This is a genomic window from Pseudomonas sp. ADAK18 (genome assembly GCF_012935695.1).
GTDB lineage: Bacteria > Pseudomonadota > Gammaproteobacteria > Pseudomonadales > Pseudomonadaceae > Aquipseudomonas.
In genome coordinates this window covers 5,007,805-5,030,988 of record NZ_CP052859.1, presented here as the reverse complement: position 1 = coordinate 5,030,988, position 23,184 = coordinate 5,007,805, and the positions used below count along the sequence as shown (strand labels likewise).

Below are 23,184 nucleotides of genomic sequence, written 5' to 3'. Positions count from 1 at the left end.
ACACTATTGGAAACAAAATTCCAATTCAAGCAAGTACTGGAATTTATTTTCGCCGCTGATCGCACAGCTTTATCTGTGTCAGATTGTTAAAAGTAACTGTTTGGTACATTATTTCTCGATGTGACTACAGGAAGGACGTGTGCTCGATGAATAACTCTGGGGCTGCCGCCGGCAGCAGATGGTTGCTGGTTGGCTTGGGCTTGTTGATTGCTTTGATCGGCTTGGGCCTGGTGGCCGGTGGCGGTTATCTGGTCGTGTTGGGTGGCAGTGGGTATTTTGTGTTGATGGGCCTGGCCATGTTTGTTTCTGGTGTGCTGATCGCCAAATGCAAACCTGCGGGGGCGTGGCTATACGGTGTAGCGCTGATCTTGACGGCCATTTGGGCGGTTTGGGACGCCGGAATGGAATACTGGCCGTTGGTGTCTAGAGTGCTGACCTTTGCAGTTATCGGCCTGGTGGTTGCGCTGATTTATCCACAGCTGGCCCGTGCCTCGGGTGTAATTCCAGGGCGAGGAGCCTATGGCCTGGCCGGTTTGCTAGGCGTTGGAGTGGTCGCGACGTTGGCGTATATGTTTGTGCCGACCCATGTGGTCAAGGCCAGCAGTGAGCCTGCCGTCACACCGGTTGCGCCGGGTGCTGAGCAAAAGGACTGGGCCCACTGGGGCAATACCACCGCCGGCAATCGTTTTGCCGCGCTGGACCAGATCAACAAAGGCAATATCGACAAGCTCCAGGTGGCCTGGACTTTCCATACCGGCGACATTCCCGAGAGCAACGGCTCCGGCGCCGAAGACCAGAACACCCCATTGCAGATTGGCGACAATGTTTACGTCTGCACCGCCTACGGCAAAGTCTTTTCCCTGGACGCAGACACCGGCGTCCAGCGCTGGAAGTTCGATCCTCAAGGCAGTGGACCGAACTGGCAGCGTTGCCGGGGGCTGGGTTATTTCGACAACAGCCGCAGCGCCCAGCCCGCAGCTCCTGCTGCGTGTGCGAAACGCCTGTTTCTTCCCACCGGTGATGCCCGCCTGATTGCACTCGACGCCGAAACCGGCGCGCCGTGTGACGACTTTGGCGATCACGGTACGGTGGACCTGAAAACCGACATGGGTGAAGTCAAATCCGGTTATTACCAACAGACCTCAACGCCGCTTGTGGCGGGCAATGTGGTGATTGTTGGCGGCCGTGTGGCAGACAACTTCTCCACCGGCGAGCCGCCAGGTGTGGTGCGGGCCTTTGATGTACACAGTGGTGAGTTGGTCTGGGCCTGGGATCCGGGCAACCCGAACACCACCAAGCGGCCGCCACCGGGTGAAACCTACACCCGTGGCACCCCCAACGTCTGGTCGGCCATGTCCTATGATGCCAAGCTGGGCTTGGTCTACATGCCGACCGGTAACGCCACGCCGGACTTCTTCGCCGGCGAGCGCACGGCCCTTGATGACAAGTGGAGTTCGTCCATCGTCGCCATCGATGTGAAGACCGGACAGGTACGTTGGCATTTCCAGACCACTCACCATGACCTCTGGGACTTCGACCTGCCAGCACAACCGCTGCTCTATGACATTCCGGACGGTAAGGGTGGGGTGCAACCGGCGTTGGCCCAAGTCACCAAACAAGGTGAAATCTTCCTGCTCAACCGCGAAACCGGTGTGCCCATCGCCCGGGTCGAAGAGCGCCCAGTGCCTCAAGGCAATGTGCCCGGCGAACGCTACTCGCCGACTCAACCGTTCTCGGTGGATATGCCTTCGATCGGCAATCAACAACTGACCGAGTCCGACATGTGGGGCGCCACGCCGTTTGACCAGTTGATGTGCCGTATCCAGTTCAAAGGCATGCGCCATCAAGGTGTGTACACCCCGCCGGGCCTGGACCGCGCGCTGCAATTTCCTGGCTCCCTGGGTGGGATGAACTGGGGCAGTGTGTCGGTGGACCCGAACACCCACTACATGTTCGTCAACGACATGCGCCTGGGCCTGGCCAACTACATGATCCCGCGGGACAAAATCGCGGCGGGCGCCAGTGGCATCGAAATGGGCGTGGTGCCGCAAGCCGGCACCCCGTTCGGTGCCATGCGCGAGCGCTTCCTCTCGGCCGCCGGCATTCCGTGCCAGAAGCCACCGTTCGGCACGATGTCGGCCATCGACCTGAAAACCCACAAGCTGGTCTGGCAAGTACCGGTGGGTACCGTTGAAGACACCGGGCCTCTGGGCATCCGCATGCACATGCCGATTCCTATCGGTATGCCAACCCTCGGCGCGTCCCTGGCTACACAGTCGGGCCTGCTATTTTTTGCCGGCACCCAGGACTTCTACCTGCGCGCTTTCGACACTGGCAATGGCAACGAAATCTGGAAGTCCCGTTTACCGGTGGGTAGCCAGTCTGGCCCGATGACGTACGTCTCGCCGAAAACCGGCACGCAATACATTGTGCTCACGGCAGGCGGCGCGCGGCAGTCGCTGGATCGTGGGGATTATGTGATTGCTTATGCGTTGCCCAAAAAATAGAGATTGATGGGCATGAGAAAGCCGCACAGATGTGCGGCTTTTTTTGTTATTGGCGATGGAGTCCTAGCCTCACTACACAAAAGCTCATATGACTCTGTTGGCGGAAATGACCGGTGTGTTGCCATGATGTTTTCTTGCGAGCCTGTTCAGAAACTGAGCAGGCTTTTGTCTGTGTGATGTGTATAAAAATTGCGAGCGGAACTGTGGTGTGTAATATACACACTGAGGGAGGGTTGGGATGCGAAGTAGAGAGGTGATTGATTTATTACTGGTGGATGGATGGTTTGAAGTGGCGGTCAAGGGTGGTCACCATCAATTCAAGCATTCAACCAAGCCAGGCCGGGTAACCGTTCCGCACCCGAAATCAGAAATAGCAAAAGGCACGTTGCACAGTATTTTGAAATCCGCTGGTCTGAAATGATGGCCAGAGCAGATGTTTTCGAAGGCGCCTCAGGGGGGCCTTCGCTGGAGGAAAAATGAAATTTCCCGTGGTTGTACATAAAGACGCTGACTCAGATTACAGCGTGACAGTACCTGACGTGCCGGGTTGCTTCTCTGCTGGCACCTCGTTTTCCGAAGCGCTGGATAACGTTCGCGAGGCGTTGGCATTGCACTTGGAGGGTTTGGTGGCCGACGAGGAGGCGCTGCCGCAGGCGCAAGAAGTTGATGCCCACTTGGAGAACCCGGACTTCACCGGCGGTGTGTGGGCTGTGATCGATTTTGACCTGACTCCGTATTTGGGGAAGTCGGTTAGATTCAACGCCTCGTTGCCGGAGCACCTGCTGAGTCGCATTGACGAGCGAGTACAAAAGGATCACCGCTACGCTTCACGTTCAGGATTTCTGGCGACAGCTGCATTGCGTGAGTTAGCGGTATGAAGCCTCTCGTTTAGGAGAAGGATCCGCTACTCCAGGCAATCAGCAAAAAAAGCCGCACAGATGTGCGGCTTTTTTGTGGCTCAGGCTTCGTCGGCACCAGCCATCAAGCATTGGGCAAATAGTTGCGGTACTGGCAGATTGCGTTGACTGTACCGACTCAGCAGGATGATTTCCCGGTGAAAAGTCAGCTCGTCCAGCGGGATGACACGGATCTTTGCTGCTCGCTCCAGCCACAGGCCTGCATGGGGAATCAGCGAGATACCCAGGCCGCATTCGACCATCTTCACAATGGCTTCCAGTTCATCCAGTTCAAGCGCTACCGGCACTTCCAGCTTTTGTTCGCGCAGGAATTGGCTGACCAGCCGTCCGCCAAATGAAGCCCGGTCGTAGCGCACGTGGGGATGGGCATTGAGCAGTTGCAGCGGATCATCACCCTCGACGGCATTGGGCACGATCAGTACAAACGGTTCCTTGCGCAATACCTGAACGTGCAGCTCCTTGGGCAGATCAAAGGGCGGGCGAATGATGATTGCCTGGTCCAGTTCGCCAGCGTCCACCTGGCTGAGTAACTCCAGGGACACGCCCGGCACCAGTTTGCATTCCACCGCAGGAGCCATTTGGCGCAGACGCACCAGAGCCTGAGGCAACAGGCCGGTCTGGACGGTCGTGATGGCGCCAACTTTCAACTCACCTCGATACTCGTTGGCGTCCACCGGCACCGCCATGCGACTGAAGGTCTCCAGGATCTCCCGTGCCAGTGGCAACGCCCGTATACCCGCTGCGTTGAGAATGGCCTGGCGCCCGGTGCGGTCGAACAGCTGCACGCCGAGTACGTGTTCCAACTGACGGATCTGGGCACTGACCGCCGATTGCGTCAGACCGATATGCATCCCTGCCGCCGCAAACGTGCCATGGCGGGTGACGGCGATGAAGGTTTTCAGTTCTCGCAGCATCGGCGTCTCGATTGATCAAAATAATTTGAGCTCGGTACAAAAACTATCGTCTTTTCATCGTAAAAGGCAAGGCTAGACTCGGACAGACTTAATACCCACAGAGGTTTGACCTGATGCCCCTTGCACCCTTCCACTTGGCAATCCCGGTATTTGATTTGGCCGCAGCACGGCTGTTCTACGGTGACCTCTTCGGCCTGGAGGAGGGGCGTTCCAGCGAACATTGGGTCGACTTCAACTTCTTCGGCCACCAGTTGGTGATCCATGAACACCCGAAAACTGCTTCTCAGGAAGCTGCCCACACCAACGCGGTAGATGGTCATGACGTGCCGGTCCCGCACTTTGGCGTGGTGCTGGGCTGGGACGATTGGCACGCCCTGGCGGAGCGCCTGCAAGCGCGTGGCACGCGGTTTGTGCTGGAACCGCATATCCGTTTCAAGGGACAGGTGGGTGAGCAAGCGACCCTGTTTCTGTTTGACCCCTGTGGTAATGCCTTGGAATTCAAGGCATTCAAGGATATTGGGCAGTTGTTTGCCAAGTGAGGAGGCGATCATGAACCACCTCGACGCAACAGCCATTGCCGAGGCGGTGCGCTCTGGAACCACGACAGCGGCGGCGGTCGCGGAGCATTTTCTTGGGCTGATTGAACGCCATGAGCCGGCTATTCAGGCGTTTGCATCCTTTGATCCTCAAGCCGTACGCCAGCAAACCCAAGGCGCTGAGGGGCCGTTGGCGGGGGTGCCCGTAGGCATCAAGGACATCTTCGATACAGTCGACCATCCCACCGAATTCTATTCGCCGATTTACCAGGGCAATCGCCCGTCCCGTGATGCTCACGTGGTGGCGCTGCTGCGGCAGGCCGGGGCGGTGATCATGGGTAAGACCCACACCACGGAATTTGCCTATATGCACACCGGGCCGACCCGCAACCCGCACGACCTGTCCCGCACCCCCGGTAGTTCCAGCGCGGGCTCGGCGGCAGGCATGGCGGTCGGGTTCTTCCCGTTGGCGCTGGGTACCCAGACGGCGGGTTCACTCTTAAAACCTGCCGCCTACTGCGGGCTGTATGCCTTCAAACCATCGTTGGGGCTGGTATCCCTGGAGGGCGTGAAATCTTTGGCACCGAGTTTCGACACCGTGGGTTGGTATGGCCGCTCGGTGCGTGACCTGGAACGACTGGCCCGGGTGTTGATCCCTGGTTTCCCTGCAGTAGAACCTTTGGCGCGCCCATTAAGCCTTGGGTTCTACCGAACCACTCGCTGGCAGGATGTCGATCCCGTGGTGGCAAAATCCGTTGAACAGGCGATCACCCTGTTAGCGTCCAAGGGGCATCAAATCAGCGAGGTGATATTCCCGGAAGCTTTCGCCGGTGTGTTCGACGACCACCAATTGATCAACGACTGCGAGGGCGCCCGGTCCTTGGCCAAAGAGTTCCAGGCTCACCCCGAACTGCTCAGTGATTCGACTTTGGCAATGTTCGAGCGCGCGAAGGGTACGACGTGGGAGCAGGAATCTGCGTCTAAGGCCCGCCTGATGAAACTGGCGCCGTTGCTGACGCAAATCTGCCGGCCGTTTGATGGGATGTTGAGCGTCAGTTGCGGCATGCTCGCGCCGACAGGGTTGGCATCAACCGGACCCTCGGATTTCATCAAATTCTGGGGCGCGTTTGGTTGGCCGCAGGTGAATATCCCGTTGTGGCCAGAGGAAGGAGCGTTGTCTGTGGGATTACAGCTGGTTGGGACGTTCAGGGATGACGCGCAGTTATTGAGGGCTGCACAAGCTATCAGCCAGGGCCTGCATCGAGAGCCAGGAAGCAGCAAAAAACGCGGCGCGTAGAACAACCAGCGTATGCCACGGGTCATAAGCACCGCGCCCGGTCGAATTGATCCCGTGCAGACTATTCTCGAGGCACGCTTGCCGGGCCCTGATGGCCCATCGCATGACCGTGACACATTTCAGTACCGCAAGTAACAGGCAAAACCCAAGGAGCCGCCCTCATGCTCGAATCGACCTGGACTGCGCTCAAGCACCATCAACGGGTCCGGCAGATTGTGACTATCCTCGCCAGCTTCGGCGCCCAGGATGTGCTGTTTCGCCTGGGCCTCGGACGGTTGGTGGGGGAGGCCGAGCCTGTCGCCGGCCAGCCAACTGACGAGGGTACCCCGCAGCGTGTGCGGCGGGCGCTGGAAGCGTTGGGACCGACCTTCGTCAAGCTTGGGCAGATCCTTGCCAGCCGCAGCGACATCTTGCCGGCAGTGTGGATCGACGAACTGGAAACCCTGCACAGCAGCGCGGCAACCTTGCCCTGGGAGCAATTGCAGGGCCTGGTCCTTGAAGACCTCGGCGCCGAGCTGGATCAGGTGTTCGCCGAGTTCGATACCACTCCTCTGGCGGCAGCGTCCATGGCCCAGGTCTATCGGGCGCGCCTGCTCAGTGGCGAGGACGTGATCGTCAAGGTTCAGCGCCCTGGCTTGCGGCGCAAAATGACTGCCGACTTGCAACTACTGGAAAGTATCGCCCAACTGATTGAGGAAACCGGCGCCCTGGCTCAGTACCAGCCGCGCAAGATGGTCCGGCAACTGGCCCGGGCCATGCTGGAAGAGTTGGATTTCACCCAGGAGGGCCGCAACTGTGACGCCGTGGCGGCTAATTTTTCCCAGCAGCCGCACATCGTCATCCCGCGTATTTACTGGGCTCACAGCAGCGAGCGGCTGTTGGTCCAGGAATACCTGCCCAGCCACACTCCACTGGAGCGCCAGGTCCTGATCGAACAAGGGCTGGACCCGAGCCTGCTGGCCAGTCGTGGTGCCCGCGCCTTTATCAAGATGCTCTTGGAAGACGGGCTGTTCCATGGCGATCCGCACCCGGGCAATCTCAAGGCCATGAGCGACAACCGTGTCGGCTTTATCGACTTCGGCATGGTCGGTCGCCTCGACGAGCGCCGCCGCCTGGAGGTGATGAGCTTTATGCGCGCCATGACCGAGAACAACAGCGATGCGCTGGTGACGGTGCTTATCGACTGGAGTGGCGACGGCGTGCAGAACATGCCCGCCATCGAGCAGGCCGCCCGAGAATACATGGCGCGCCACGGTGGCAAGGCACTGAACATGAGTGCACTGATTGAGGACTTCCTCGGGTTGATGCGCGAATACCAGTTGTTGCTACCGCCCGATCTGCTGGTGCTGTTCAAAGCCTTGGTGACCGCCGATGGTGTGCTGACGCGGCTGGACCCGCAACTGGACCTCATCGCCACCGCCAAACCGGCCATCGTCAAAATGCTCAAAGAACAATTGAGCTGGAGGATCGCCAAGCGCCTGGGGCTCGATGGCCTTGAGTTGGGGCGTGGCTTGCTGGGTGAGCTGCCACAACTGACACGGCTGCTGGTCAACCGGCTCAAGCACGGCGTGCTGGAAGTGCGCATGGACCTGCCGGGGCTGGAACGTCTGGAGCGTTCCCTGCGCCTGGCCTCGACAAGGCTGTCCCTGGCATTACTGATCAGTGCACTGGTGATTGCCTTCGGCCCGCAGATCGCTACGGCGGGGCCGGTCTGGATGGGTTTGCCGATGTTTAGTTGGCTGGCGGCGATTGCCACGTTGGGTGGTCTGCTGGCGTTCTTGTGGAGCTTGTTTAAAAGCTCTTGAACCTTATTGCACAACAGGTGACGTTACTTTGAAAAATAAGTAACAACGCTTCGGCTGTGTAAAATGACAGGCGCCCTGCAATAACTGCCCTGACGGGCGCCTTTAGATCATCGATAGACTTTGTAAGGGCGGCCAGTTGCTCAAGGCGTGGGGTCGAGCTTCTGTGTTTTTGAAAAGTAAGTTATCGCTGTAACACACCCCAGCAAAGACAACAGCGTACTGATGGTCAGTATAACTGCATCGTGGCCTTCAACCTGAGGCCAGCCAATTACAGAAACTGCCACCAAGCCAACCGAAAAAAGTAATGCCAGCCCAATGGCCACCGCTTTTCGACCCGCTATTGGGGCTGCCGCAGCCCCTGCATAGGTCAGTGCGAAGTAAATAAAAAAAGGTATAAAAGCAATCAGGTAAGAACTTATTAGATCAGGCAAGACTTTTTGGAGAAGCATTGCAAGTGTGCCGAATGCGAGGCGAAACACAAAAAAAGCCACCAGCACGGCGGGCACAATACTTACCCATCGAGCGATGGGGGGCCAACCAGCCATAAAGTTAAAGCCATTACTTTCGTCAAACATTGGTTTTTTGATTTTATCTTGTGATTTTATCATGTAAAAAACCTCAATATATTGAATGTGTAGAGTGCGCAAAACGCGAAGTAAAGTAAATATGGGCGTTGAGCCGTACGAGAGTATTAATCTAGATAATATCGACCAAGCTATTGGGGATGGCATTCTCATCTTGGCCAGCTGCAAGCGCAGTCTGCCGACCGCCTATCTGGTCTTGCTGTTTCTGTGGACTAATTCCGAGTGCGTGACTTCGTTTCCCCCCTAGAATGCGACCCTGTGGATCACCAGACAGGGATGCCGTCACACATGAACATAGAACTCCTGATCGCCGGCATCGTCGTGCTGATTATCGTTGTTGGCCTGGTGGGCTGGCTGGTTGGCGTCTACAACGGCCTGGTCATGCGGCGCAACGATGTGGACAAGGCCTTCGCCAACATAGATGTGTTGCTCAAGCAACGGGCCGATCAGATCCCGGACCTGATGCGCGTGGTGCAAACCGCTATGAACCACGAAAATGCGCTGTTCACCCGCCTCAGCGATGCCCGTACCCGTTACCTCAACGCCAGCAGCCTCAACGAGAAGGTTGACGCTTCCAACCAGCTCGGCGCGGCGCTCAAATCAGTGATGGCGGTCGCGGAGAATTATCCAACACTGATTTCCGGTCCCAATATGGTCGAGTTGCAGCAAGCGATCTCGGCAGTGGAAGAGCGAATAGCTGACCGTCGTGAGTTCTTCAATGAGTCGGCGAACCTCTACAACATTGCCATCGCGATTTTCCCCGACTTGTTCTTTGCACGGATGCTCGGCTACCCACGCATACCGATGCTGGCCATCAGCGCCGAAGAAACCCGTTACGAGGGTGTGAAGCTTGAGGTTCCGCAGGCATGAAAACGACTCAGGTCGGCGCTGTAGCGGAAAAGCCGCGATGGAAAACGGTCTTGGCGCTGGTGTTTCTCGCAGGCTTTATCTGCCTGATGATTTACGCCCCTGAGACCTTGGTGGCGTTGTTTTTCCCCGTGTGCATCCTGATTGGTTTGTTGACCAGTTTCGGGCAAAACTTTTATCGAACTGAACAACGACTTGCCACCAGCCAAATACGCTCGCTGGCCATGGGGTTGGTAGAGGTGCGCGGCAAGGTAATTGTCGACAAGCCGCTGCTGTCTCCGGTCAACGGCAAGCCTTGCGCCGGTTACGTATGGATCGTCGAGGACGGCACGCGAGACGATGACGGAGATTGGCGGTGGAGCCAAGTCTCTGGCGAGGCTCGCTGCAATGACTTCCGCCTGCAGGACGGCACCGGTGAAGTCACCGTGATCGCCGAAGGCGTTGATCTGTTTGGCAAGAAGTCGCCTACCGATCATCGATGGATCAGCAACTCCCGTCGGCAAGGCGAAATCCTCCTCCACCAGGGCCTGGAGGTCATGCTGATTGGTGACGCTTGCGAGCGCGACGGCAAAGCAGTGATAGCCCAGGGCAAACCACGTAACGCGGTATTCGCTCTGGTAGAGACCCAGTATGTAGAAAACCGCCGTGTGCTGGCGCCGCTTTGGCGAGTCAGTGGTTTCTACGCCATCGTGATGGGCTTGGTCGGTGTCGGCATCATGGCCATGACACCTGAGCACTTTGCCCAACTGCATCTACCAGGCCTTCACACCTATCAGCAATTGGCGGAACAGGGTCCTGCCTATCGATTTTTGGCTTGGCTGTACAGTGAAGGCGGCGTTCCGATTCCGTTCATGGCGGCGTTTGGTTTCTTCCTGGCGATGATTGTCGTCGCGATCGCCATCCGGCTGTTCTTGCCCAGGCGCGCTCACCTCGCGGTGGGTCGCATTCTGGGCGCCTGGACGGGGGGCGGCATGTTCATTGGTGGCGCGATAACCATGATGCTGGTGATCGCTCAGGTAGACACCATGAAGGTGTTTTTGGTGTGGATGCTGATTTTATTAGGCGCCCTGGTGTTCTCTATCTTTGAGCAACGAAAACTCGGCGTGGCCTTCAACCATTTTTCAAAAAGCGGAAGCCAAGCCAATGTCGGTGACGAAGAGGTTTGATCAGTGATGACCGACCGGAAACAAAAAAGCCGCGCAATGCGCGGCTTTCAAGATGGTGGGCCCAGTAGGACTCGAACCTACGACCAAGGGATTATGAGTCCCCTGCTCTAACCAACTGAGCTATAGGCCCTCAGTAGGTCGCGGATTATAGCGATGGTTTCTCCGTGGTGCTATCCGAAAAATCCGAAAGGGTCATGTGAAGGAAGGTGGCGGCAAAGATATCGGGGGGCAGGGGCAGGCTGACGATGTAGCCCTGCATCTGTTCACAGCCTTCGGCAGCAAGGAAAGCTTGCTGGGCGGGGGTTTCCACGCCTTCGGCGATGATGGTGAATTGCATGCTGTGGCCCAGCGCGATGATGGCCCGCACGATTGCTACGTCGTGAGCGTCGTCGGGCAAACCACGAACGAAGGACTGGTCGATTTTCAGGAAGTCCAGCGGCAACCTTTTCAGGTAGCTGAGGGAGGAGTAGCCCGTGCCGAAGTCATCGATGGCCAGTTGCACGCCGAGGTGTTTGAGTTGATGCAGCACTTCCAGGGCTTCTTCGGCCTGGCTCATGATGAAGTTTTCAGTGATCTCCAGTTGCAGGCAGCCCGGCTCCAAATGGTTGTCGTCGAGCAATTGCTCAATGCGGCCCAGCAGGTTGGGGTGGCGCAATTGCGCGCCGGCGAGGTTGACTGAGAGCGAGCCGAATTCATCATAGGTCTTTCTCCAGGCGTGCATTTGCTGGCAGGCCTGTTCCAGTACCCAATCGCCAATTTGCAGGATCATTCCGTTCTCTTCGGCCAGGGCAATGAAGTGCTCAGGCGGTACGTCGCCGAAAGCGGGGTGGCGCCAGCGGATCAGTGCTTCGGCACCGATCAGTTGCTGGGTGTCCAGGCTGAGTTTCGGTTGGTAGTAAAGAAACATTTCTTCGCGTTCGATTGCCCGGCGCAGTTCGTGTTCCAGCGCAAGCCGTTCGTTGGCTTGGGCGGTGAGGTCCCGGGTGTAGCTTTCGACCCGATTGCGGCCCTTGGCCTTTGAGCGGTACATGGCCGCATCGGCATTTTTCACCAAGGTGGCGACGTCGACACCATCCTGTGGATAGAGGCTGGTGCCGATGCTGGCGCTGATAAAAAACTCGTGTTCGCCCGCCTGGAAGGGCGGGATAAAACAGGCCAGCAGCTTATTGGCCAGGTGCTCGGCGTCGCTGGCGTGTTGCAGGCCGGGGAGCAGGATGATGAATTCATCGCCTCCCAGGCGAGCCACGGTGTCGATATCCCGCAGTTGGTCTTTGAGGCGAACGGCAATGTTCTTGAGCAGCAGGTCGCCGATCGGGTGGCCGAGGCTGTCATTGATGTGTTTGAAGCGGTCGAGATCAAGAAACAACACGGCGCCCTGGTTGCCGGTGTCATGTTGGCTGTTGAGGGCGGTCTGTAACCGGCTTTCAAATAGGGTGCGGTTGGGCAGGCCGGTCAGCGGGTCGTGGTGTGCCTGATAGTCTAGGCGCGCCTGGGCGTGTTTCAGGCTGGAGATGTCGGCAAATACGGCCACAAAGTGGGTGATCATTTGCTCGCGGTTGCGCACGGCACTGATGGTCAGCCAACTGGGATACACCTCGCCGTTCTTGCGGCGGTTGGAGATCTCGCCTTGCCAATGTCCATTGGCGGTTAGCTGGTGCCACATGGCCGCGTAGAAGGCGCTGTCATGCAGGCCAGAAGCGAGCAGGCGAGGGGTGTGGCCGAGGGCTTCGCTTTCGCTGTAGCCGGTGATTTCGCTGAAGGCTCGGTTGACGGCGCTGATGTTTTGCCGGGTATCGGTGATCAGTACGCCTTCTGCGGTGCTCTCGAATACCGTGGCGGCCTGTTGCAGTTTTTCCTGCATCAATTGGCGTTCGGTGATGTCGCGGGCGATGGTTAGCATGCAGTCTTCATCGCCGATGGGTAGCGGACGACTGGAGACTTCGCACAGGCGTATCTGGCCATCGTTGCGACGGATGTGGCAAACGAAGTCGCAGACAAAACCATCTCGCTGCAACAGCTCGAGCATGTGCTTGCGCTCGTTCAGGTCTACCCAGATGCCGAGGTCGAGAGTTGACTGTTCCAGCGACATGACATTGTTGAAACCCGTGATGCGGCTGAAGCCTTCGTTGGCTTCAATCAGCAGGCCATCCCGTTGCCGGGTCAGCAGCAGGCCGTCGGGGGAGGCATGGAAGGCCTTGGCGAATTTTTCTTCGGAGGTTTGCAGTTGCTGCTGGGTTTCTTTCAGTTGGGTGATATCCCGTACCACAACCACCAGGGCTTCGGTGGTGTCGAGTTGAAACGGCTCGGCGGAAACCAGCCCGGTAAAGGCTTGGCCGTTGCTGCGCAGGAATGGCATTTCCAGGTTGCGGATGCTGGTGGTCTGCACCCGTTGCAGCAGGTTGGGTCCTACACCCTGGGTGCCCCAGATATTCAATTCAGCGGCGGTTTTGCCGACCACGTCTTCAGCACTGAGACCGATTTGATCCTCAAATGCCTTATTGACCTCCAGCAGGCAGCCGTCGGACAGTCGGGCGATCACCAGAATGTCCGGGCATTGCTGGAAGACCGAGGCGAACTTCTGCTCCGAAAGACGCAAGGCCTCCTCGGTGCGCTTGGCCTCGCTGATGTCGATCATCAGGCCGCGCATGACGGGCTGATGGCCGTGTTCGATCAGGCTGACAATATCGCGTACCCACAGGCAGCGGCCATCGGCGGTGATGACCCGGTAGTCGAGGCTGTGGTCGCGATTGGCGCGGGTCTCGTTGTGGCAGAAGGTTTCGGCGCGAGTCAGGTCAGCGGGGTGAATGATGTTGCGCCAGAACCCTGGGATCAGCCAGTGAGCACGGGGATAACCCAGCAGTTCCTCTGCGTGGGGCGACACATAGCTGTAGGTGAAATCGCTGACGCTGGCTTCCCAGGCGATGGCGGAGAGACTTTCTACCAGACCGCGGTAATGGTATTCGCTGCTGCGCAGTTCTTGTTCCAGGGCAACTCGCCGGGAAATCTCCGAGCTGAGGCGGCGGTTGATCCGAATGACAATGGCTAGCACCGTGCTCAGCAGCAATACTGCAGGCAGTCCATACGTCAGCACATCGGTCCAGAAGGCGCGGTGATCAATGAAATTACCGACCCAGTGTTTCTGGATAGTCTCAGTTTCGGCTGGGGTAATATCAGCCAGGACTTTATCCAGAATGCCCACCAGCATTTTGTTGTCTCGAGGCACACCCATCGCCAACTGGTAGCGGTAAGGTGTTTCGCCGCTGACGTACAGGCCGTCGAGTTTCAGTTGCCTGAGGCTCCAGACGCTGGAGGCGAGGTCACCGACGACTGCGTCGACCTGATCGGTGGCCAAGGCCTGCAACGTTGAGCTGACATTGGGCATGGCCACCAGGTTGAGATCGGGGTGGTGGGTGCGCAGCAATTCGTGAGGTGCGTAGTTCTCCACCACGGCAATCTTCAAACCGTACAGGTCCTTGAGAGTGCGGGGTTGTGGGCCACCTTCATGGGCGAGGATGACAATGGGGAAGTCGAGGTAGGGGCGGGTAAATGACAGGAAGCTTTGGCGCTCCGGTGTGGACATGATGCCGGGTAGCAGGTCGATCTGGTTGTGTTTGGCCTGCTCCAGCACGGCACTCCAGTTGACCGGCTCGATCAGCTTGATCCTGATGCCCAGGCGATCCTGGATCAGTCGCACATAGTCGGCGGCCAAGCCTTGGTAGCGACCATTTTCGTCACGGTATTCAAAGGGCGGCCATGAGGCGTCCACGCCCAAGCGCAACTCCTGATGGTCCGACAGCCAGCCACGCTCTTCATCAGTGAGAGTCAACGCGCCAGCCGTTGCGGTCCAGGTCAGCAGCGACAGCAGAAACACGGTCGGCAATCTGGGCATAACGGTCTCGTTATGGCACGGGGAATGGTTCGAGTGTAGACGGGCATTGCGGGGGAGGTGGGGCGGGGAGGTTTTAATCTGCACAAAGCAAAACCCCCAGGCCTTGGCCTGGGGGTTTTGTGATCACTCGTCGAGGAAGGAGCGCAAATGCTCGCTTCTCGTCGGGTGGCGCAGCTTGCGCAGCGCCTTGGCTTCGATCTGGCGGATCCGCTCACGGGTCACGTCGAACTGCTTACCGACTTCCTCAAGGGTGTGGTCGGTATTCATGTCGATGCCGAAGCGCATGCGCAGTACCTTGGCTTCACGGGCAGTGAGGCCGGACAGTACGTCGCGAGTCGCTTCTTTAAGGCTCTCAACGGTAGCAACATCGATTGGCGACTGCATGGTCGAGTCTTCGATGAAGTCACCCAGATGGGAGTCTTCGTCATCACCGATCGGGGTTTCCATGGAGATCGGCTCTTTAGCGATCTTCAATACCTTGCGGATTTTATCCTCAGGCATTTCCATGCGTTCGCCCAGCTCTTCCGGGGTCGGTTCGCGACCCATTTCCTGCAACATCTGCCGGGAAATACGGTTGAGCTTGTTGATGGTCTCGATCATGTGCACCGGAATACGGATGGTGCGGGCCTGGTCGGCGATCGAGCGAGTGATCGCCTGACGGATCCACCAGGTGGCATAAGTCGAGAACTTGTAGCCGCGACGGTATTCGAACTTGTCCACCGCTTTCATCAAGCCGATGTTGCCTTCCTGGATCAGATCGAGGAATTGCAGGCCACGGTTGGTGTACTTCTTGGCGATGGAGATCACCAGACGCAAGTTCGCTTCAACCATCTCTTTCTTCGCGCGGCGGGCCTTGGCCTCGCCGATCGACATGCGACGGTTGATGTCCTTGATCTCGGCAATCGTCAGACCGGTTTCGGTCTGCAACGCAGTCAGCTTCTGCTGGCAACGAACAATGTCGGCCTGGAAGCGACCAATGGCTTCAGCGTATTTGCTTTTGCCTTTGGCCAGTGCATCGGTCCAGCTTTCGTCAACTTCGTTGCCCGGGAACTGGCGCAGAAAGTCGGCACGCGGCATGCGCGCATCACGGACACAGAGCTGCATGATGGCACGCTCTTGTGCACGCAGACGCTCAAGGGCGCTACGAACCCGCTCAACCAGGCCTTCGAATTGCTTCGGTACCAGTTTGATCGGCATGAAGAGCTCAGCCAGGGCCAGCAACTCGGCAATTGCCTGCTTGCTGCCGCGACCATGCTTCTTCAGGGCTTTACGAGTCAGTTCCATTTGATCGGAGACAGCGCCAAAACGCTGTGCCGCGATAACCGGATCCGGACCGCTTTCGACTTCGTCTTCGTCGTCGCTACTGGCTTCAGTGTCATCCTCTTCGGTCTCGTCGGCCGCTGGAGCGGCTTTCGGATCGACAGGTGGCGGAACTTCAGCAGCAGGCGGCGCAATGCCGTCGTCCGGGTCGATATAACCGCTCAGGACGTCGGACAGGCGGCCACCTTCGGTGGTGACGCGAGTGTACTCGGACAGAATATGGTCAACCGTGCCTGGGAAGTGCGCAATTGCGCCCATCACTTCACGGATGCCTTCTTCGATACGTTTGGCGATTTCGATTTCGCCTTCCCGTGTCAGCAGCTCTACCGTACCCATTTCGCGCATATACATGCGCACAGGGTCAGTCGTGCGACCGATGTCGGTTTCTACCGCAGCCAACGCGGCGGCTGCTTCTTCAGCGGCTGCCTCGTCGGTGTCGGCGTCGGCCAACATAAGGGCGTCCGCATCCGGAGCACTCTCGTGTACGGGGATCCCCATGTCGTTAATCATGCGGATGATGTCTTCCACCTGCTCAGGATCTGAAATATCCTCAGGCAGGTGGTCGTTGACCTCTGCGTAAGTCAGATACTTCTGCTCACGACCAAGGGTGATCAACTCTTTGATACGAGACTGCTGTTGCGCTTTTCCGGACATAACACCCTATCCACTGAAGGTCTTGGCGGGCAAAAAACAAGCCGAGGATTATACCCGAGCTATGACCTCACACGCCAGCTGAGGTCGGGTTTGATGCGGAAACATTGCGACTTAAAAGGTCGCGCAGTTGATTTTTCTCTTCGGCAGTCAATTCGCTCTGACGTGCTTTTCGAAGAAGTTGTTCCAAATTTCGCTCGCGTTGACGAGCTGACAAGCTAGTAATGGTGTCGAAAAACTGTTGTTCAAGGTTGTCGCCATCAATCAGCCACTCCTTTTCCGCCAATGCCTTGAGCAAGCGGCCCTGTTCGGTGCCATGCCAGCGGGCAATCAGCTGGAATGAGTTTAGCTTAGGATTCTTCTGCACGGCTTCGAGCAGGGCCACCAACAGTTGAGTGTTGGTGTGGTCTTCGGCCGCAAAGTGCCCGGCATCTTCAACTTTCTGTGCCAACTGCGGGTGATGCAAAAGAGTACGCAGCGCCGCCATTGTGGGTGGCTCTACCGCTGCTGGGACGCGTGGGCCGCGAGGTTCGTCACGGTCACCGCCGCGCTTGCCGTTTTTATCCCAGGGTTTCTTGTCCCATTTCTTGCCGCCAGCGCCAGGTTTCTTCGGCGTCCACTCCTGTTGGGGCGTGTAAGCCTCCTGCGGTTGGTGGAGGTCGGAATAGTCTGGCATGGCGTCATAGTCGATGCCTGGATCGTAGGTTGGCGGCGCTTCCTGGGGAGCGCTGTGTACCAACTGGCTGACGGCCTCGCCACTCAACCCCGTGATTTCCAGCAGGCGCTGACGCATCAGTGTCCGCAGGTTCGCGCCCGGAACCTTGTCGATCAGCGGCGCTGCGAGGGTGACCATGTGGGCCTTGCCTTCGAGGGAGCGAGGATCGGACTCTTCGGTCAGTTGCTGGAAAAAGTAATCGGCCAACGGTTGCGCGTGCTGATTGATGCGCGCGCGGAACGCGTCGGTGCCTTCAGAGCGGACCAGCGTATCCGGGTCCTCGCCTTCGGGCAGAAATAGGAAGCGAGCGCGACGCCCGTCCTGCAGGCTCGAAAGCGTCGATTCCAGGGCGCGCCAGGCGGCGTTACGGCCAGCCTGATCGCCGTCAAAGCAGAACAATACGTTGGGCACGACGCGAAACAGTCGCTTCAAATGCTCTTCGCTGGTGGCGGTGCCAAGGGTGGCCACCGCGTTGCGCAAGCCTTGCTGGGCAAGGGCAATAACGTCCATATAGCCTTCAACCACGATGATTTCATCGAGGTTGCGGTTGTTCTTGCGCGCTTCGAACAGGCCATAAAGTTCCTGGCCCTTGTGAAACACCGGGGTTTCCGGCGAGTTCAGGTATTTGGGTTTGTCGTCCCCCAGCACCCGGCCGCCAAAGGCGATGATCCGGCCACGACTGTCACGGATCGGGAACATCACGCGATCACGGAAGCGGTCATAGCGCTTGCCGGTCTCGGCGTTCTCCACCAGCAGGCCGGCGTCGATCATGGCTTTTTGCTGCAGGGTGTCGCTGCTCAGGTGCTTGTAGAGATTGTCCCAGCCGGGTGGGGCGAAACCGAGGCCGAAGTCGCGGGCGATTTCTCCGGTCAGGCCGCGGCCCTTGAGGTAATCGATAGCGGCTTTGCGCTGCGGGTGACTCTTCAACGCCTGGCGGTAAAAATCTGCGGCAGCGGTCAATAGCGGGTACAGCGGCGAATCAGTGGGTTGCCGAGGTTTGTGCGGCCGGCCACTTTCTTCGCGGGGGATTTCCATGCCGGCGGCTTTCGCCAGTTCCTCGACCGCCTGGGGGAAGTCCAGGTTGTCGTGGTCCATGATGAAGCCGAGGGCGTTACCACCCGCGCCACAGCCGAAACAGTAGTAGAACTGCTTGTCGGGGCTGACGCTGAATGATGGAGTTTTTTCTTTATGGAACGGGCAGCAGGCGGTGTAATTCTTGCCAGCCTTTTTCATTTGCAGGCGCGAGCTGACTACATCGACGATGTCGGTGCGGTTCAGAAGGTCGTCAATAAAGCTCTGGGGAATTAGCCCGGCCATGGCGTTCTCGTCATCACTGCGCGTAAATTGGGCCCCGCGCGGCGGTCGAAGTACTCGAGGCGCGCGTATCGTGCGGCTCGATCATCAATCGTCGGCTTGGTCTGTCAGGAAGTGTATCTGTCGAGCATTCACTGACGTTAGTTCCAATCAGTCTTCGACGTAGTTGAAAGTGTCGCCCTGGAGTCCGGTCTCGGCCAATGGCAGGCCTCGGAAGCTCATCTGTGGGCACAGTCGACCTGTTGATCGCCTGTTTAAAAAATAAGTGTGCTCGTCAGTAGCCTTGTTAGGCTCGTCAGAAGAGACGTGCACCGCTGGCAAAAGAGCCAGTCCTGACGTGTGAAGCAGTTTGTCTCGGTCGCGTGTGCGGCTTTGACAGTGAAGCATCAAGCGATATCCGCAAATGCCAACAGCCCGGCTGAGGGCCGGGCTTGGCAGAAGCTTGCTACGAACGTCTGTGTATTAGTACAGACGAACGGCGCGGCGCTGCTCGCGCTGAACTTTCTTGGCGTGACGCTTAACAGCGGCTGCTGCTTTACGCTTACGCTCAGAAGTTGGCTTCTCGTAAAATTCGCGGCTACGAACTTCAGCCAGAACACCGGCTTTTTCGCAGGAGCGCTTGAAACGACGCAGAGCTACGTCGAAGGGTTCGTTCTCTTTTACTTTGACGGCTGGCATCCAGAGCTACCTTCTTTCATTACCGGGATCAACGTTCTCGTCGCAAAAAATTCGCGGCTGAGGTCGTCGGTTTTTAAGGGTTGCGGATGTTAACCCCTCATTGCCCGGAATGCAAAGCCTCTGATCGAAAACCGCTGGTCGGGGGCAGGACTGGCGACTATTATGCGCGCCTTCGAATTCAGCCTCTACAAGGCGCAAACCCATGCTAGTACTGGGATTAGAAACCTCTTGCGACGAAACCGGTGTCGCACTTTACGACAGTGAACGCGGGCTGTTGGCCGATGCACTGTTCAGCCAGATCGACTTGCACCGTGCCTATGGCGGCGTGGTGCCGGAGCTGGCCAGCCGTGACCATGTCAAACGCATGCTGCCATTGATTCGCCAAGTGTTGGACGAGGCTGGTTGCGTGCCGACCGAGATCGACGCAATCGCCTACACCGCGGGCCCAGGATTGGTCGGAGCCCTGTTGGTTGGGGCCTCTTGCGCTCAGGCGCTGGCTTTTGCCTGGGGTATTCCGGCCCTGGGTGTGCACCATATGGAAGGCCATTTGCTGGCGCCTATGCTGGAAGAAAAGCCGCCAGAGTTCCCGTTCGTCGCTTTGTTGGTTTCGGGCGGCCATACGCAGCTGGTTCAGGTCGACGGAATCGGTCAATACACCCTTTTGGGCGAAACCCTGGACGACGCTGCCGGTGAAGCCTTCGACAAGACTGCGAAGATGATGGGTCTCAACTATCCGGGCGGTCCGGAGATCGCTCGTTTGGCTGAGCAGGGTGTCGCAGGACGCTACCTCTTCCCGCGCCCGATGTGTGATCGACCCGGCCTGATGTTCAGCTTCAGCGGTTTGAAAACCTTCGCCCTCAACACCTGGCAGCAGAGCGTCAGCGCCGGAGACGACAGCGAGCAAGCCCGTTGCGACATCTCGCTGGCGTTCCAGCAGGCCGTGGTGGAGACTTTGACCATCAAGTGCAAGCGGGCCCTGAAGCAGGCGGGCATGAAGCGCCTGGTGATCGCTGGCGGCGTCAGCGCCAACAAGGCGCTGCGTGCGTCGCTGGAAAAAATGCTCGGCGATATGAAGGGCGACGTGTTTTATGCGCGTCCAGAATTCTGCACTGATAACGGCGCAATGATCGCCTTTGCCGGCTGCCAGCGCCTGCAGGCCGGGCAGCATGAAAGCTTGGCAATCAGCGTGCAGGCGCGTTGGCCCATGGAGCAGCTGTCACCGTTGTAATCAGTGAACATGAGCCGGGTTCTTGGGGTGTATTTAAAAATGCCGTTCGCGCCCGGCAAACAGGTCGCGTAAATTGCCGCGGTGGCGCCAGACGATCAGCAGTGTGAGTACGCTCATCGGGACCAGCGCTGCTGATTCCTGCCAGGCCAGTAATGGCAAGGTAAGTGGCGTGGCAATCAAGGCGGCCAGGGAGCTGGTGCGTGTCAGGTAGAACGTCAGCAGCCAGGCGGCAATGGCCAGCAGGGCCGCAGGGGGATAGATCCCCAGCAGCATGCCGGCCGCCGTGGCGACGCCCTTGCCACCGCGAAAGCGAAAGTACAGGGGAAACAGGTGGCCGAGGACCGCGCAGATGCCGATCCAGGCTTGTTGTTGCAGGGCAAGGCCCGCTAGATCAGCGATCAGCACTGGCAGCAGGCCTTTGCAGACGTCGCCGAACAGCGTGAGTACGGCGAGCTTCTTGCCGGCCAGGCGCAACATATTGGTGGCGCCAGCATTGCCTGAGCCACTCATTCGCGGATCGGGATTTCCCGTCAGGCGGCTGAGCAAAATGGCGAAGGACAGAGAGCCGAGCAGGTAGGCGAGGGTCGCCAGTAACCAAAACATGCTAACTATTCCGGGCGAGGACGCCCTGATTCTAACGGGGCATTGCGCCCTTGTCGTGCTGCGGAGAAGAGTGCTTGGACAGAGTGTTTATCGAAGGCCTGGAAGTCGACACCGTGATCGGGGCCTACGACTGGGAGCGCGGCATCCGGCAATGCCTGCGCCTGGATCTGAGCTTCGCCTGGGATAACCGCCCGGCCGCGGCCGGTGACGACCTGACCCTGGCGCTGGATTACGCCAGTGTTTCAGCGCGCATCCAGGCGTTTGCCGAGCAGGCACAGTTCCAACTGGTGGAAACCTTTGCCGAGCGCTTGGCTGAAGTGCTGATGAGCGAGTTCCAGATTCCCTGGCTGCACCTCAAACTGACCAAGCCTGGTGCCGTCCCGGCTGCCAAGGGCGTGGGCGTGGAGATCGAGCGCGGATGTCGCTAACTCAGGTTTACCTTGGTCTTGGCAGCAACATCGAGCGCGAGCCCCATTTACGCGCCGGCCTTGATGCGTTGGCGGGATTTTTGACGGATGTGCGCTGTTCGGCGGTATTCGAAAGCCAGCCGGTGGGCATCAAAAGCGGGCCATTCTTCAATCTGGTGGTATCGGCGTATACCGATTTGCCGTTGATGGAGTTGGATCGCCGACTGAAATTCATCGAGGCCGACAATGGTCGCTATGCGCCGGACCGCAAAGGTTTGCCGCTGGATATCGACGTGCTGCTGTATGGCGAGTTGGTGGGTAACTTTGACGGCCTGATCTTGCCTCGGGCAGAGATCTTGAAAAACGCCTTTGTGCTGTGGCCGTTGTCGCTGATGGCGCCGGATCGCGTGCACTCTGAAGTGGGCAAGACGTTCGCCTCGCTGTGGCGGGATGCGCAAATCGATCAGGTATTGGCGCCAGTCGCGTTTGAATGGCGAAAGCAGCAACTGACGCCTGATAGCCTGTTGTAGCGGTGTTGCCTACAGAGGCCTTTGCTCTTTGTAGGCTTTCAACGCCTTAAGCCGTTCGCGCTTGAGCGCCTCGCCCAGTTCCGGGCCCTGGAAACCCTGCTCCAGTAACGGTGCAACGGCAACGCCTCGTGCTGCCAGTGCCGCGCCGCGCAAATAATCTGCCTGTGGATAACTTCTCTGCTCAAAGCCTTTGCGGCCGCGAGCGTCCATTTCGCACGCCACCACAAATTCTTCAAAGCGCTGCGGACGACGATAGACGTCAAAACTTTGCAGCAACTCCAGCAAAGTCGAGGGCTTCAGCTCCAACGCCCGATGACCATGGGTGTGGTACTCGCCCACTAGCAGCGCCAGTTCCTGGCAATCCCTCGGCACCTTGAAGCGCTCATTGACCGCCTTGATCAGCCGCAAGCCTCTATGTTCGTGGGCAATATGCTGCGGCAACTTATCCACAGGCGTCAGGCCTTTCCCCAAGTCGTGAAGCAGGCAAGCCCAGCGCACGGTCAAGGGTTGAGCGTGGCGCGCGGCCTGTTCCAGGACGCTCAGGGTGTGGACTCCGGTATCGATCTCAGGGTGATGAGCTTCAGGTTGCGGTACGCCAAACAGAGCGTCCACTTCCGGCATTAGGGTTTTCAGTGCGTCGCAGTCCCGCAGTACCTGAATAAACACCTGAGGTTGATCCTCCATCAGTGCCCGGGAAATTTCCTTCCAGCTGCGTTCCGGCGTCAACGCTTCCAGCTCGCCGCAATTGCTGAGTTGGCGCATCAATTCAAGGGTCTCGGGCGCCACAGTGAAACCCAGGCCGGCGTAGCGGGCGGCAAAGCGGGCGACGCGTAAGACTCGGAGGGGATCTTCGGCAAACGCCGGGGAAACATGGCGCAGAATGCGAGCTTGCAGGTCGCGCTGGCCGTGATACGGGTCGGTCAAGTTGCCGTCGTCATCTTCGGCCATGGCGTTGATGGTCAGGTCACGACGGATCAGGTCTTCTTCGAGGGTGACTTCGGGGCTGGCGTGAAAGACAAAGCCACCGTAACCCCGGCCGCTCTTGCGCTCGGTACGGGCGAGGGCATACTCGTCGCCATTCTTCGGGTCCAGGAATACGGGAAAGTCAGAGCCCACCGGCTTAAAGCCTTGGGCGAGCATTTCTTCAGTAGTGGCGCCGACGACGACACGGTCGATATCGGTAACGGGTATACCCAGCAGGCGGTCACGCACCGCACCACCGACTTTGTAGATTTGCATGAAAAAACCTCCATTAG

Annotated in this window: 19 protein-coding genes and 1 tRNA gene; 11 read left to right on the top strand and 9 right to left on the bottom strand. The window is 58.2% G+C overall.

What is annotated here, in order from left to right; genetic code table 11:
• Positions 1-146: 146 nt before the first annotated feature.
• From HKK55_RS22825 to HKK55_RS22815, 3 genes are all read left to right on the top strand, one after another.
• Positions 147-2,507, top strand: a complete 2,361-nt coding sequence (locus tag HKK55_RS22825; RefSeq protein WP_169356680.1) for a glucose/quinate/shikimate family membrane-bound PQQ-dependent dehydrogenase — start codon at positions 147-149, stop codon at positions 2,505-2,507.
• A 238-nt stretch (positions 2,508-2,745) separates the two neighbouring features.
• Positions 2,746-2,928 carry a type II toxin-antitoxin system HicA family toxin gene (locus HKK55_RS22820; RefSeq protein ID WP_169356679.1) on the top strand — a complete coding sequence of 61 codons (183 nt, stop codon included), beginning with the start codon at positions 2,746-2,748 and terminating at the stop codon, positions 2,926-2,928.
• Positions 2,929-2,983: 55 nt separating this feature from the next.
• Complete coding sequence (locus HKK55_RS22815; RefSeq protein WP_169356678.1) at positions 2,984-3,385, top strand: type II toxin-antitoxin system HicB family antitoxin; 402 nt, start codon at positions 2,984-2,986, stop codon at positions 3,383-3,385.
• Between the two features lie 80 nt (positions 3,386-3,465).
• Here HKK55_RS22815 and HKK55_RS22810 read toward each other — a convergent pair whose 3' ends face one another.
• A complete protein-coding gene (locus tag HKK55_RS22810) occupies positions 3,466-4,338 on the bottom strand; it encodes a LysR family transcriptional regulator (protein ID WP_169356677.1) in 873 nt (290 codons plus the stop codon).
• 113 nt (positions 4,339-4,451) lie between these two features.
• Between HKK55_RS22810 and HKK55_RS22805 the strand changes: the two genes are divergently transcribed.
• The 3 genes from HKK55_RS22805 (at position 4,452) to HKK55_RS22795 (ending at position 7,976) form a co-directional block, all read left to right on the top strand.
• Complete coding sequence (locus tag HKK55_RS22805) at positions 4,452-4,877, top strand: VOC family protein (protein ID WP_169356676.1); 426 nt, start codon at positions 4,452-4,454, stop codon at positions 4,875-4,877.
• 10 nt (positions 4,878-4,887) lie between these two features.
• Complete coding sequence (locus HKK55_RS22800) at positions 4,888-6,171, top strand: amidase (protein ID WP_169356675.1); 1,284 nt, start codon at positions 4,888-4,890, stop codon at positions 6,169-6,171.
• Between the two features lie 161 nt (positions 6,172-6,332).
• On the top strand, positions 6,333-7,976 hold the full coding sequence (locus HKK55_RS22795; RefSeq protein WP_169356674.1) for an AarF/ABC1/UbiB kinase family protein: 1,644 nt from the start codon (positions 6,333-6,335) through the stop codon (positions 7,974-7,976).
• A gap of 140 nt (positions 7,977-8,116) precedes the next feature.
• On the opposite strand, the gene HKK55_RS22790 is transcribed toward HKK55_RS22795, so the two are convergent.
• A complete protein-coding gene (locus tag HKK55_RS22790; RefSeq protein WP_169356673.1) occupies positions 8,117-8,584 on the bottom strand; it encodes a hypothetical protein in 468 nt (155 codons plus the stop codon).
• 264 nt (positions 8,585-8,848) lie between these two features.
• Here HKK55_RS22790 and HKK55_RS22785 point away from each other — a divergent pair, with 264 nt between their 5' ends.
• Positions 8,849-9,430: a LemA family protein gene (locus tag HKK55_RS22785; RefSeq protein ID WP_169356672.1), complete on the top strand. Its 582-nt coding sequence runs from the start codon at positions 8,849-8,851 to the stop codon at positions 9,428-9,430.
• Positions 9,427-10,593 carry a hypothetical protein gene (locus HKK55_RS22780; RefSeq protein ID WP_169356671.1) on the top strand — a complete coding sequence of 389 codons (1,167 nt, stop codon included), beginning with the start codon at positions 9,427-9,429 and terminating at the stop codon, positions 10,591-10,593. The genes HKK55_RS22785 and HKK55_RS22780 overlap by 4 nt, the downstream gene beginning before the upstream one ends.
• A 53-nt stretch (positions 10,594-10,646) precedes the next feature.
• Here HKK55_RS22780 and HKK55_RS22775 read toward each other — a convergent pair.
• The 5 genes from HKK55_RS22775 to rpsU form a co-directional block, all read right to left on the bottom strand.
• A tRNA-Ile gene (locus HKK55_RS22775) sits at positions 10,647-10,723 on the bottom strand.
• A 15-nt stretch (positions 10,724-10,738) separates the two neighbouring features.
• Positions 10,739-14,482 (bottom strand): EAL domain-containing protein, encoded by a 3,744-nt coding sequence (locus HKK55_RS22770; protein ID WP_169356670.1) that lies wholly within the window; start codon positions 14,480-14,482, stop codon positions 10,739-10,741.
• Between the two features lie 123 nt (positions 14,483-14,605).
• Positions 14,606-16,456 (bottom strand): RNA polymerase sigma factor RpoD, encoded by a 1,851-nt coding sequence (gene rpoD / locus HKK55_RS22765; protein WP_169356669.1) that lies wholly within the window; start codon positions 16,454-16,456, stop codon positions 14,606-14,608.
• Between the two features lie 67 nt (positions 16,457-16,523).
• Positions 16,524-18,485, bottom strand: coding sequence for a DNA primase (gene dnaG, locus HKK55_RS22760; RefSeq protein WP_169356668.1), 1,962 nt, complete (start codon positions 18,483-18,485; stop codon positions 16,524-16,526).
• Between the two features lie 459 nt (positions 18,486-18,944).
• Positions 18,945-19,160: a 30S ribosomal protein S21 gene (gene rpsU / locus HKK55_RS22755; RefSeq protein WP_002551877.1), complete on the bottom strand. Its 216-nt coding sequence runs from the start codon at positions 19,158-19,160 to the stop codon at positions 18,945-18,947.
• A gap of 202 nt (positions 19,161-19,362) precedes the next feature.
• On the opposite strand from rpsU, the gene tsaD reads away from it, so the two are divergent.
• A complete protein-coding gene (gene tsaD, locus HKK55_RS22750) occupies positions 19,363-20,388 on the top strand; it encodes a tRNA (adenosine(37)-N6)-threonylcarbamoyltransferase complex transferase subunit TsaD (protein ID WP_169356667.1) in 1,026 nt (341 codons plus the stop codon).
• A 33-nt stretch (positions 20,389-20,421) separates the two neighbouring features.
• Here the strand turns inward: tsaD and plsY are convergent, their stop codons facing one another.
• Positions 20,422-20,991, bottom strand: a complete 570-nt coding sequence (gene plsY / locus HKK55_RS22745; protein ID WP_169356666.1) for a glycerol-3-phosphate 1-O-acyltransferase PlsY — start codon at positions 20,989-20,991, stop codon at positions 20,422-20,424.
• Positions 20,992-21,065: 74 nt separating this feature from the next.
• Here plsY and folB point away from each other — a divergent pair, with 74 nt between their 5' ends.
• The gene (gene folB, locus HKK55_RS22740; protein ID WP_003211007.1) at positions 21,066-21,419 is read left to right on the top strand and encodes a dihydroneopterin aldolase; all 354 of its coding nucleotides are present in this window, start codon (positions 21,066-21,068) and stop codon (positions 21,417-21,419) included.
• Complete coding sequence (gene folK / locus HKK55_RS22735; RefSeq protein WP_169356665.1) at positions 21,410-21,928, top strand: 2-amino-4-hydroxy-6-hydroxymethyldihydropteridine diphosphokinase; 519 nt, start codon at positions 21,410-21,412, stop codon at positions 21,926-21,928. The genes folB and folK overlap by 10 nt, the downstream gene beginning before the upstream one ends.
• Before the next feature lie 9 nt (positions 21,929-21,937).
• On the opposite strand, the gene HKK55_RS22730 is transcribed toward folK, so the two are convergent.
• Positions 21,938-23,167 carry a multifunctional CCA addition/repair protein gene (locus HKK55_RS22730; protein ID WP_169356664.1) on the bottom strand — a complete coding sequence of 410 codons (1,230 nt, stop codon included), beginning with the start codon at positions 23,165-23,167 and terminating at the stop codon, positions 21,938-21,940.
• Positions 23,168-23,184: the final 17 nt, after the last annotated feature.